At 71.3% G+C, this 11,874-nt stretch carries 10 protein-coding genes; 4 read left to right on the forward strand and 6 right to left on the reverse strand.

The features are described from left to right. Positions 1–27 precede the first annotated feature (27 nt). From mshB to Acor_RS25300, 4 genes are all read left to right on the forward strand, one after another. Positions 28–918, forward strand: coding sequence for an N-acetyl-1-D-myo-inositol-2-amino-2-deoxy-alpha-D-glucopyranoside deacetylase (mshB, locus tag Acor_RS25285; RefSeq protein WP_155339228.1), 891 nt, complete (start codon positions 28–30; stop codon positions 916–918). 10 nt (positions 919–928) lie between these two features. Beyond that, the gene (locus Acor_RS25290; RefSeq protein ID WP_155339229.1) at positions 929–1,363 is read left to right on the forward strand and encodes a DUF6113 family protein; all 435 of its coding nucleotides are present in this window, start codon (positions 929–931) and stop codon (positions 1,361–1,363) included. After that, positions 1,360–1,785: a hypothetical protein gene (locus tag Acor_RS25295; protein WP_155339230.1), complete on the forward strand. Its 426-nt coding sequence runs from the start codon at positions 1,360–1,362 to the stop codon at positions 1,783–1,785. Before Acor_RS25290 ends, Acor_RS25295 begins: the two co-directional genes overlap by 4 nt. A 97-nt stretch (positions 1,786–1,882) precedes the next feature. Next, positions 1,883–2,857, forward strand: coding sequence for an MBL fold metallo-hydrolase (locus tag Acor_RS25300; RefSeq protein WP_155339231.1), 975 nt, complete (start codon positions 1,883–1,885; stop codon positions 2,855–2,857). Here Acor_RS25300 and Acor_RS25305 read toward each other — a convergent pair. The 6 genes from Acor_RS25305 to Acor_RS25330 all read right to left on the reverse strand — a co-directional run bounded on the left by Acor_RS25305 (position 2,854) and on the right by Acor_RS25330 (position 11,864). Then, a complete protein-coding gene (locus Acor_RS25305) occupies positions 2,854–4,173 on the reverse strand; it encodes a CysS/YqeB C-terminal domain-containing protein (protein ID WP_155339232.1) in 1,320 nt (439 codons plus the stop codon). The two genes, Acor_RS25300 and Acor_RS25305, sit on opposite strands and share 4 nt — an antisense overlap. A 9-nt stretch (positions 4,174–4,182) precedes the next feature. Then, positions 4,183–5,211 carry a lysozyme gene (locus tag Acor_RS25310; RefSeq protein ID WP_170317071.1) on the reverse strand — a complete coding sequence of 343 codons (1,029 nt, stop codon included), beginning with the start codon at positions 5,209–5,211 and terminating at the stop codon, positions 4,183–4,185. Between the two features lie 60 nt (positions 5,212–5,271). Beyond that, complete coding sequence (locus Acor_RS25315; protein ID WP_155339234.1) at positions 5,272–7,098, reverse strand: sigma factor-like helix-turn-helix DNA-binding protein; 1,827 nt, start codon at positions 7,096–7,098, stop codon at positions 5,272–5,274. 48 nt (positions 7,099–7,146) lie between these two features. Continuing rightward, the gene (locus Acor_RS25320) at positions 7,147–9,201 is read right to left on the reverse strand and encodes a UvrD-helicase domain-containing protein (protein WP_155339235.1); all 2,055 of its coding nucleotides are present in this window, start codon (positions 9,199–9,201) and stop codon (positions 7,147–7,149) included. Positions 9,202–9,206: 5 nt separating this feature from the next. Further along, entirely contained in the window at positions 9,207–10,880 is a 1,674-nt protein-coding gene (locus tag Acor_RS25325; RefSeq protein ID WP_155339236.1) for a hypothetical protein, read from the reverse strand. A gap of 207 nt (positions 10,881–11,087) precedes the next feature. Then, positions 11,088–11,864 carry a class I SAM-dependent methyltransferase gene (locus tag Acor_RS25330; RefSeq protein WP_155339237.1) on the reverse strand — a complete coding sequence of 259 codons (777 nt, stop codon included), beginning with the start codon at positions 11,862–11,864 and terminating at the stop codon, positions 11,088–11,090. Between the last annotated feature and the right edge of the window lie 10 nt (positions 11,865–11,874).

Raw genomic sequence — 11,874 nt, forward strand, 5'->3', positions numbered from 1 at the left:
CCTCATAGTGCCAGTTAGGCTCGGGGCATGATTGATCGGCGATTGCTGCTGGTGCACGCGCATCCCGACGACGAGACCATCGGCACCGGCGCCACCATGGCCAGGTATGTGGCCGAGGGCGCGCACGTCACGCTGGTGACGTGCACGCTCGGCGAGGAGGGCGAGATCATCCCGCCCGGCCTGGCGCACCTGGCCGCCAAACACGACGACGCGCTCGGGCGATACCGGATCGGCGAGCTGGACGCGGCCTGCGCGGCCCTCGGAGTGACCGATCACCGGTTCCTGGGCGGGGCCGGTCGCTGGCGCGACTCCGGGATGATGGGCGTGGCCAGTAACGACGATCCGCGCTGCTTCTGGCGGGCCGATCTGGATCAGGCCGCCGCCGCGCTGGTTCAGGTCATCCAGGAGGTACGGCCGCAGGTCATGGTCACCTACGACGAGAACGGCTTTTATGGTCACCCTGACCATATCCAGGCGAACCGGGTGGCCTGGCGGGCCTTCCAGATGATCCGCGACACGCCGCTGGAAGTCGCGAAGTTCTACCACACGGCCATGGCCAAATCCGTGATGAAACGGGCAGCCGAGGCCATGCACGCGGCCGACGTCGCGTTCTGGGCCGAAGAATCCGTCGACGACCTGCCGTTCGGGGCCGCCGACGGGGAGATCACCACCGAGATCGACGCCCGGCCGTGGGTGGAGGCCAAGTTCGCGGCGCTGCGGGCGCACGCCACCCAGGTCTCGGTGGACGCGCCCTGGTACGCGCTGTCCAACAACATCGGGCAGGAGGCTTTCGGCGTCGAGCACTACATCCTGTGGAGCGGCGTGCGCGGCCCCGCCGGGGTCGGCGCGCCGGTCGAGGCGGGCGGCATCGGTGCGCCGTTCGACCGGGAGGACTGTCTGTTCGCGGGGATCGGCTAATCTCGGCGCCATGATGGGCGCTGTCGCCCCCGAGGTGACCGAGGGGCCGGAGACCGTGGCGGGTGTCGAATCGGCTGTCACGGGAGCCGCGTACGGGACGCTCGCCGTGCTCGGGGTCGTGCTGGGGGTGCTGGGCGGGTTCACCCACGGGTGGTACGCGTTGGGGGTGCCCGTGGCCGCGATCGCCTGGGTGGTGGTGATGTTCGCGGTGCCGTACGGGATGGGCCGGTTGATGGGCACCCGGCTGGCGGCCCTGCTCCCGGCGATGGGCTGGCTGGTCATGTCGTTCGTGTTCGCCGGGGAGCGCCCGGAGGGCGACCTGATCATCGCGGGGAACACCGCCGGATACGTCTACCTGTACGGCGGTTCGGTGGTCGTGCTGGCGGCGATCCTGCTGATCCCGTCCACGGGGGTCTCCTGGCTGCTCCGGCAAAATGTGCGATGAGCCACTGGTACCGGCTCCGCCGGATCATCAACTGGGTGAACCTGTCCACCCCGGCCGGGCTGCTGATCGCCCGGATCGGCGGCGCCCGCACCCGGCGGGGCGAGTTCGGCCTGATCTACGCCCACGGCTACCGGATCCCGTTCCCGATCGCCCGCGCGTTCACCGTCGGAAACGTCGTTCTCACTAAATATCCGGACGGAATTCTCCAGGGCCGCCTCCTGGCCCACGAGTCCCGCCACGCCTCCCAGTACGCCGCCTGCGTCGGCCTGCCGATGCTGATCCTCTACGTGCTCTCGCTCGGCCTCTCCTACGCCGCCTGCGGGGATATCGCCTCCTGGAACGTCTTCGAGCGCCTGGCCAACCTGGAGGACGGCGGCTACACCCGCCACCGCCCCCGCTGGAGAAGGACATCTCCGCATTGAGGATGATTTATCACATACATCGGTCGGTGGAGGCATATTTCCGGTCCAGTGGGGATCATCAAAGGGGAGTGGTTGATGACCCGACGGGAGAGCACCGATGTCGTACACCATCCGCCCGGAAGCCCTCCCACACCCCGCCCGCCCGGCCGCGCCCCGCTGGCCGAACGGTTTCGCCGACCGGCTGACCGCCCCGCTCGCCTCCTTCCGCGAAGTGGTCAGCGTGCTCCAGCACGGCGGCTTCCGCACCAACATTGGGGACGCCGACCAGATCCCGGTCTACCGCTCGGGACTGCCCCGCCCCGCCGGCACTGAGGCGCTGATCACCTGGGTCGGCCACGCCACCTACGTGCTCCAGGTCGGCGGCCTGACCGTGCTCACCGACCCCGTCTGGGCGCGCAAGATCCCCGGCATCCGCCCCCGCCTCACCCCGCCCGGCGTCGCCTGGTCCGACCTGCCGCACGTGGACGCGGTCGTGATCAGCCACAACCACTTCGACCACCTGGACGCGCCGACCATCCGGCGGCTGCCCAAGGACACCGCGATCTTCGTACCGGCCCGGCTGGCGGCCTGGTTCGCCCGGCGCGGCTTCCGCAACGTGGCCGAGCTGGACTGGTGGGAGTCGGCCCGGCTGGGTGAGGTCGCCTTCACGTTCGTGCCCTCGCACCACTGGAGCCGCCGGACGATCTGGGACACCTGCAAGACGCTGTGGGGCGGCTGGGTGCTCACGGCCGGGAACCGGCGGATCTACTTCGCGGGGGACTCCGGGTACGGGCACCGGTTCAAGGAGATCGGCATCCGGTATCCGGACATCGACGTGGCGCTGATGCCGGTCGGGGCGTACGAGCCGCGCTGGTTCATGAAGAACTTCCACGTCGACCCCGACCAGGCCGTGCAGGCGTGCCTGGACGTGGGGGCGCGGCGGATGGCGGCCATGCACTGGGGGACCTTCGTGCTCTCCGGCGAACGGCTGCTCGCCCCGATCGAGGAGACCAGGCAGGCGTGGGCCGAACGCGGGCTCGACCCGGCCGACCTGTGGGACCTCGCGATAGGCGAGACCAGGATGCTCAGTTAGCGCGCCCAGGTCTGGCCGTCGGGGGTGTCGGCCACCTTCACCCCGAGGCCGGCGAGTTCGTCGCGGAGGCGGTCGGCCTCCGGCCAGTCCTCGGCGCCCCTGGCCCGATCCCGCTGGTCCAGCAGCTCGGCCGCGCCCGGCGGCAGCACGGGCACCCGGCCGATCTCGGTGGACAGGTCCAGCCCGAGCAGATGGTCGAAGTGCAGGAACGTCTCGAACTTCGACCCCGGCGCGACGTCGGGGTCGCGCTCCAACTCGCGGAGCAGGCGCAGAGCCTGCGGCGTGTCCAGGTCGTCGTTGAAAGCCCGCTGCACGTCCTCGGCGACGGGCGCGATCGGCCTGCTGGGCGACTCGGCCCACTCGGCGACCTTCTGCCGCCAGCGTCGCACCGTGCGGTCGGCGGCGTGCAGGGCGTCCCAGGTCAGGTCCATCCGCTGGCGGTGGCGGTGCTCCATCAGCGCCAGCCGGACCGCGAGCGGGTCCAGGCCCGCCTCGGTGACGTCGCTCAGCGGCACCACGTTGCCGGTGGACTCGGCCATCTCGCGGCCGTCGAAGAGCAGGTGCTCGCCGTGCGCCCAGTGCCGGACCACCTCGTGGCCGGCCGCCGCGTCGGACTGGGCGCGCGTGTTCTCGTGGTGCGGGAAGAGCAGGTCGACGCCGCCGGTGTGCAGGTCCACCTGCTCGCCCAGGAACGCCAGCGACATGGCCGAGCACCCGATGTGCCGGCCGGGGAAGCCCCGGCCCCACGGGGTGTCCCAGGTCAGGTCGTGGTGGGCGGCCTTCCAGAGGGCCCAGTCGGCGTGGAAACGTTTGCGGGGGTCCACGCCGTCGATCCGGTGGGCGGGGTGCAGCGCGTCGAGGCGGTTGCCGGAGATGTCGCCGTACGACCGGAAGGACTGGGCGTCGAAGAAGACCGAACCGTCCGGGACCGGGTAGGCGTAGCCCTTCTCGATGAGCTTGGCGATCAGGTCGACCACCAGATCGATGGTCTCGGAGGTGCGCGGGGTGTGCTCAGGCTGACGCAGGTTCAGTGCGAGCGAGTCCCGCCGGAACGCGTCTTGCGCCGAACGGCCCTGGGCGAGGACCTGGTCCTCGCCCAGAGGGTCGATGTCGGTGATGTTCTGGCACACCATGGCCCGCACGCTCTGCCGCTCCACGACCCGCCTGATCAGGTCCGCGAACAGGTAGGAGCGCAGGTCGCCCAGATGGGCGTGGCGGTGGACGGCAGGCCCGCAGGTGTACATGCGCAGCGCTCGCGCCCCCGCCGGCAAGATCGGTTCGACTTGCCGGTGACGTGTGTCGAAGAGGCGCAGCATGCCCTGAGCCTACTCAGCCGGGCCCCGCAAGGTCAGCTTCGCCGAGCCGACCTTCAGATGCAGGCCCACCGAGCCCGCCTTCGCCTTGGTGGCCAGGGTGAACTTGATCGCCTTGCCGGGGGCGACCTCGGGCAGCGTGCAGCGCAGCACGGTCGCGCTGATCCGGCACGCCTTCGGGGCCTTGAGCAGGCGGTTCGCGCCGAAGGTCTTGCCGTACACGGTCAGCCGGCCGACCGCCCTCGGCCCGGTGTTGGTCACTGTGATCGAGTACGCGTCCCGCCGCGCCGCCCGCCCGGTCACCCGGTAGGTCACCGGCGGGAACGCCAGCCGCCGCAGCTGCGTCCTGGTCCCGTTGAACCGGTCCTCGCCGCCCGCGTGGTTGCCCTTCTCGGCCGACTGCCAGAACGTGTGCCGCTGCCAGGACGACGGCAGCGGCCCGACCTTGTCACCCCACCGCGCCAGCCAGAGCGGGTTCTTCGCGAAACCGGTCGCGTCCCCGGTGCAGCTGCGCCACCACGCCGTGGTCGTGTAGATCACCACATCCCGGTGCGTCCTGGCCCGGTAGCGTTTGGTGAAGTCCCCGATCCACTCCACCATCTCGTCCTGGTCCAGGCCGTAGCAGTGGTTCAGGCCGTTCCGGTTGTTGTACGGATTGTCCTCCACGTCCAGCACCCCCGGCAGGGTCTTGCCGTCGGCGGCCCAGCGCCCGCCGTTGCGGACGAAGAAGTCGGCCTGCTCGGCCCCGTCGGACTCGTGCGGCTGCGCGAAGTGGTAGGCGCCCCGGTAGATGCCCGCCTGCCCGGCCCCGTTGAACTGGGCGGCGAAGCGCGGGTTGCGGTAGTCCAAGCCCTCGGTCGAGTGCACGTAGGCGAAGCCGGCCCCGCGATCGGCTACGGAATCCCAGTCGACGTCGCCGGTCCAGTTGCTGACGTCCACCCCGAGCACCCGGGTCGCCGCCTGGGCGGGCCAGGCGATCCCCACGCCGAGCACCCCAGCGAGCAGCACAGCCTGAACAGCCCGTATCGCCGGAAATTTCACGTTAAATCCTTCCCCCAACGGACAATTGCCGAAGATCCTGGCAGATCCCGACAATGGCCGTTACAGGAACGTGAGAATGTCCCGGTCGCCGCGCTCGCGCAGCCGGACCAGCACCTCGTCCCGCGCGGCCCCGTCGGGCAGCCCGATCCGGGCCCCGATCAGCCGCAACCCCTCCGCCTCCGACGCCACCGGAGCCGTGTACCCGATCAGGTGCAGGGCCCGGTTGAGAGCGGGCAGTCCGGGCGGGCTGGCGGGCAGGAACCGGGTCAGCAGCTCGCCGCCGTCGGAGACGGTCAGGAAGACGTGGTCGCCCTCCGCCGCGTTGTACTCCGCCAGCACCGGCCGGATCGAGCCCATGGTCGGCTGGTTGTGCCAGCTGATCACGACCTCGCCGGCCGACGTGGACGCCGTCAGCTGCCCGCCGGGGGCCATCCCCAGATGGGCCGCGAACCCGGTCGGCAGCGGCGAACCGGAACCCCGCAGATGCTCGGCGTTCACGTCCACCCGGTGCCACCAGCGGCCGTCCCTGCTGCGGAAACAGCGCCGGGTCATCGAGACGTCCCGGCGCGGCTGGTACTCGCCCTGCTCCGCGCCGGCCACCCGGATCCAGCCACGCTGGGTGCGCTCGAAGCCCGGCCCGCCCGCGTACGCGCGCACCGAGCTCTCGCTCACCTCATACCGTGAGGTCAGGCTGGTCACGATGGTGTTCACCGACGCCTCACCCCCGGCCCGTTGGATCTCCCGGGCGATCATCTCGCGGATGCCCAGATATTCCTCGCCGCCCCACCGGGTGAGTCCGTACTTGTTGCGATCCAGTCGCAGGAAGCGCTCGTCGGCGGTCAGCTGGTTGCGGATCCCGACCAGGCTGTAGTCCTCGCCGATCCTGGTCTGGATCTCCTCAGGCGACAGCGGCATCCCGGCCACCGCCAGCACCGCCTCGGCCTTGTCGTTCACGCTGCGCGGCCACGGCACCACGTGCCCTTCCAGCACCCGCAGGTGCGGCACCGCGGCCAGCCACCGCTCCGCCACGTCCTCGCGCACGCCCAGCTGGGAGACCATCACGATGGCCTCGGCCAGCGGGACAGGCCCGTCGGTGAACAGGCCCCGGGTCTTCTCCCGCAGCTCGTCCGAGCCGCCCGCGATCAGCCAGCCGTCCACCTGCTCGTAGCCGGACAGCAGGGTGCGCACGAACCGCCAGGCCGGGATGCCCAGGGTGGCCAGCTCGGTGCGGTGCCAGGGCACGGCGGCGGTCAGGTCGTCGGCCGGCACGGCCGAGCCCAGCCGGGTGCGCAGCCAGCTCAGGTGCGCGCTCAGCGGGGCCGCGTCCGGGCCGGACAGCCAGGCCTCCACGTGGTCGCGCAGGTCCCGCTCGATCTGCCTGATCCGCTCCCTGGTGACCGAGAAGCGCTGGGCCAGCTCGTCCAGGGTGGCGCGCTGCTCGGCGTAGAGCCGGTCCCTGGCGATGGCGCGCTGGCGGTCGTCCAGCCGGGCGAAGACCTCGTCCACCAGTTCGGGCAGCGGGCGCTCGGGGACCGCGGGCGGGGCCGCCGTACGCTCGCCCGGTTCGGTTTCCAGGAGTTTGTCCAGGACGCCGATGAAAAGCTGGAGCACACTCTCCCTGCTGCCCGGCATCTGCTGGCACTCCACCGGATTGGTGAACCTCAGCAACGGCATGACGTCGCCCAGCACCAGGTGACTCCAGCACGCCGTGGTCAGGTCGGCCAGCCGGGACGCCACCCGCTCCGTGCCCACCGCCGCGGCGGCGCGGTCGAGGGGAAGCGCCTGCCACCACGCGTCGGGGAGACCGGGATCGCTGGCGATCGGCTCGACCTGGCTGGGCGCGGTCCAGCGCAGGGGAGGCACGATGTCGCTCAGGCTTAGATTCATGCAGGTCCAACCGGCAAGGGGAATATATCCGCAGTTCAGATTAGGGGATCAGGTGGGCAGGAAGGGACTCGCCCGGCCGGAGTAGGACACGTAGAGCAGCTCGTTCGCCCGCGTGCAAGCCACATAGAGCAACCCCCGTTCTCGTTGCAGGTCATGGGCTCGGGCCGTGGGGTCTTCCGTGGCCGGAGTGAGCTGCTCCGGCGCCGGAACGATCCCGTCTGCAACGCCTATCACGGCCACCCGGCGAAACTCCAGACCCTTCATGCCGTGCAGCATCGTCACCTTCACCTCGATGCCCGCCGCGCGCAGCGCGGCCCGCGCGGTTCTGACCAGTTCCACGGTCCTGGCGGCCACCGCGACCTGGTTCGGCGGCACCCCGTCGGCCAGCCATTCGCCGACGTGCGCGACCAGGCCGGTGATCTCCGCGTCCAGGCTGACGTAGCCGCGGACCATCGGGCGGGGGCCGTGCTGGAGCGAGCGGTAGCCGTACATCTCGGAGATGCCCTCGGCCAGGCCGTCCACCGGGCCGCCGCCGCGCAGCCGGACGCCGAAGGAGAGGATCTCGTGCGGCAGCCGGTGCGAGATCTTCAGGTGGAACCGGCGGACCGGGATGCCCATCCCGGCCAGCGCCGCCCGGGTGTCGAACATGCGCTGGTGCGGGTCGCCCACCACGAACAGGTCGTTGGGTCCTGGCGGCACCGCCGCGCGCAGCAGCCGCCACTGCGCCGGGTGCAGGTCCTGCGCCTCGTCCACCACCACATGCCGGTACGGCTCCCGCCCCGGCGCCTGGTCGCCCAGCATGTCCCCGGTGGCCTGCCCGAGCAGATCGGCGGCCTCGCTGACCAGCTGGAGCAGCGTGCGCCGCCCGGACGCCCGCAACTGCCCGACCACGTGCTCGACCGCCCGCCACACGTTGGTCTTGAGCTCGGGCGGCAGCTGCGTGCCCCGCCCGGGACGCTCGGCCGCCAGATACTCCTCCAGCGACCGCAGGTTCTGGGACAGGATCACCTGCTCCCACTCGCGCAGCAGGAAGGCCGCGCCGAACCTGCTCCCGGCCGCCTCCTGCCAGAGCTTGGCCACGTCGCCGACCAGGGTGGGCGGGCGGCCCTCGTGCTCGGCCACGATCCGGTAGGCGAGCCGGTCCACGTTGGTGACCTCGACCCGCTTGCGCAGCACCTCGTCGTCGATGATCATGTCCAGCTTGGCGGCCAGCTCGTTCACCAGGACCTGCGAGAAGGTGGCCAGCAGCACCGGCCCGGTGCCGTGCTTGGCCAGATGGGCGGCCCGGTGCAGCGCGATGATCGTCTTACCGGTGCCGGCCCCGCCGGTGATCAGCGCGGGCTGCTCGTAGGTCTCCCAGTTGGAGTAGGTGTGCTGCGGCGGATACAGGAACGTGCACCAGTCCGGCACGGTCAGGATCCGGTCCAGCTCGATCCGGTCGGCGGCGAAGGCGGCCTTGCCGGGGCTGCGCAGCAGCGCGGTGGCCAGGTCCTCGGTGTCGATGACGTCGGCCAGCACGCACCTGCACCCGTCCAGCTCCCGCCACGCCTCGGCCAGCGAGCCGCCCTGGGCCAGCGTGGACAGCGGCGCGAACTGGCTCTCCGGCAGCAGCGGCTCGACCGCGGTCAGGTGCGCGTCGGTGCTCATCAGCCGCAGCAGCGGCAGCAGCTGGGCGTCGATGCCGATGCTGAGCAGGTCGGTGTCGCAGATGTGGCCGTACAGGCGGCGGGTGGAGCCGGCCGAGGAGCGGCGCAGCGCGGGCTCGACCCGCTCCAGCGCCTCGGCGTCCCAGACCTCCATCACGCCGATGGCGGGATTGATGGTGAAACGGTGGCGCTGGGCGTAGGTCCAGGCCTCGGCGTCCGGGAGGATCGCGACCAGCCAGTAGACGTCCCGCTGGCGGAGCACCACGCCGCGGTGGCGGTCGCTCAGCCGGAGCGTGAAGACGCGGGGGTCGCGGGCGTTGCGTACGCGCTCGGGGGTCGGCCCGGCGGGGGAGTTGTGCAGGAAACGGCGGACCGCGACCGCCGCGTCCCGGCGGACCGGGCGGGCCAGTGCGCCGAGTTCCTTGGTGAACTCCAGGGAGACCGCGAGCCGGGGCATGGCGGCTATCCGAGCAGGGACAGCAGATCGCGGTCCCCGCGTTCTCGGAGTCGGGCCAGGAGTTCCACGGTGCCGACCGGGCCGGTCAGGCCGATCCGGGTGGCGATCACTCTGGTGGCCTGGTCGGGGGTGCCGCCGGGAGCGGTGTAGCCGACCAGGCGGAGTGCCCGCGAGGTGCTGTCGCCGCCGGTGGCCGAGGGCAGGTGCCGGACCCGGAGCATGCCCTCCTCGGAGAGGGTGAGGAAGATGTGCCCGCCTTCCTTGGCGGCGACCTCGGTGAGGATGCGCTGGAGCGAGCCCACCGCCGGGCCGGACTGCCAGGTCAGTTCCACGTCGCCGGCCGCGCTGCGCACCGTCTTGGCGTCGCCTGGGTTGAGCCCCAGGTAGGAGGCGAAGCCGCTGGGCAGCGGGATCTCGGCGCCGGACAGGTAGTCGGCGGTCACGTCCACCCGCAGCCACCAGCGGCCGTCGGGCTGCCGGAAGCAGCGCCGGGTGTGCGCGACGTCCTTCATGCCGGGTTCGCCCTTGGGCTTGGGCTCGGTCTTCGGCGGCGGCTTGGGCACCGGCTTCGGCGCGGGTTTGGGCGCCGGCTTGGGTTCGGGTTTGGGCGCCGGTGGTTCAGGCTGGGGGTCAGGCACCGGCACCGGCACCGGTTCCGGCTCCGGTTCTTCCGCCGGCTTGGCTTCGACCGCGGGTCTCGGCGGGGGCGCGGGCTTGGGACGTGGCCTGGGCTTGGGCTTGGTGCCGTTGGCCCCGCTCTGGATCCGCAGTGAGGGCACGTTCTCCAGCCATTCCTTGGCCACCTCGGGCCGGATCCCCAGGCTGGAGACCAGCTGCCTGGCCCGGTTCACCGTCGGCGGCCGGTCCGAGTTCACGATCAGCTTGCGGGTCTTCTCCTGCAGTTCGGCCATGTCCCCGGCCACCAGCCACTCGCCGGAGACCTGGTAGCCGGGCAGCGAGGCCAGCACGAACTGCCAGGCCAGCACGTCCAGCGAGCGCAGCTCCTCCTCGTGCCAGGGGGCCGCGTTGATCAGCCGCGTCTTCGGCGCGGCCACTCCGAGTAACTCCGCGACCCGCTCCAGGTGGGCCCGGAACGGCGCCGACTCGGCCGACTCCAGCCACTCCTCCAGCCGGGCCCGCAGCGACTTCTCCATCGCCTCGATCAGCCCGGCCGGCACGGCCAGCAGCCGGGCCAGCTCCTCCTCGGCCGTCGGCGTGTCGGTGAAGACCCGGTTCTGGGCCACCATCCAGGTCTGGTCGTCCAGCGCCGCGAACACCCCGTCCAGGAGCGCGCACAGATCCCCGGCGGCCGGCGGCACCACCACGGCCAGGTCGCCGTACTCGGCCGGTTCTATCGGCCGGGAGATGCGCGCGGGGCGGACCAGCTGCGGCTGCCCGAGCCGGGCGAAGACCGCGCCGAACAGGGCGATCAGCACCGGCCGCACCTTCACGAACGGCTGGTCGGAGAGCTCCCTGCCGGTCAGCGCCAGCAGTCCGGTCCACGAACCGGCCCGGTCCAGCGCGATCGCCACCTGCGGATCGTCGGCCTCGTCGGGGTGCAGCACGTGCAGCGCGGGCAGGATGTCGCCGATCGCCGCGGCCCGCCACTGGCTCAGCGTGAGGTCGGTCAGCAGCTCGGCGATGTTCGCCGGGCCGACCGCCGCCAGCACCCGGCTCATGGGCAGGCTCCGCCACCACGCATCCGGTAATTCCGGCGGGGTGGGGATATTAGCGGCATCACTCCAGCGCAGTGGTGGCACAAGGTCACTCAGGCAGAAGTTCATCGCCATCCCCATCACGTACGTAAGACCAGACCATAGTCTGGCAAATCCCCCGCGTTGGCGGGAGTTTCTCGGTGACGACCTTGATTCGGCTTCTGCCGGCGCCTACTGGCGGACGGCCGCGAACCGGAGCCGGACGTAGTCGGCCATCCAGCCTGACTCGCGCCGCAGGGCCGGCGCGGCCAGCTCGTTCACCCGCCGGAGCAGCGGTTCCACCGTGCCCATCGGCACCCCGTCGAGCAGCGAGTGCGCGAACATGCGCACCCAGTCGGCGGCGCCGTTGGGGCAGTCGTCCAGCGGGGTCGGCCGGTCGAAGTACTCCACCAGGCGGAGCGTGAAACCGGCCCGCTCCAGGCGGACCGCGTACTCGGCGGGGCTGGGGAAGTACCACGGCAGGTGCGGGTCGCGCAGGCCGTGCTCGCGCCAGGCGGTGAGCATCGCGGCGGTGAGCGCGGCGCAGTTGCCCGCGCCGCCGAGCTCGCCGACGAACCGGCCGCCGGGCTGCAGGGCCATCCGGACGCATTCGATCACCGCGTCCGGGTCCCGGCTCATCCAGTGCAGCGCCGCGTTGGAGAAGACCGCGTCGTACGGCTGCGCCACGGTGAAGTCGTGCCCGTCCCCGACCGTGAAATCCAGGCCGGGGTACTGGGCGATGGCGGTCTCGATCATCGAGTGCGACCCGTCGATGCCGAGCACCCTGGCGCCGCGCGAGGCTATCTCGGCGGTGAGCACGCCGGTGCCGCAGCCCAGGTCGAGCACACGCTCGCCCGGCTGCGGGTCCAGCAGGTCCACCAGTGGAGCGCCCTGCGCGGAGACGTAGCCGAACGAGCTGTCGTAAGCGCGAGCGTTCCACCGTATGAGACTTGGGGTGTCATATCGCAAGATCGGCTCT

The organism is Acrocarpospora corrugata, assembly GCF_009687845.1.
GTDB lineage: Bacteria > Actinomycetota > Actinomycetes > Streptosporangiales > Streptosporangiaceae > Acrocarpospora > Acrocarpospora corrugata.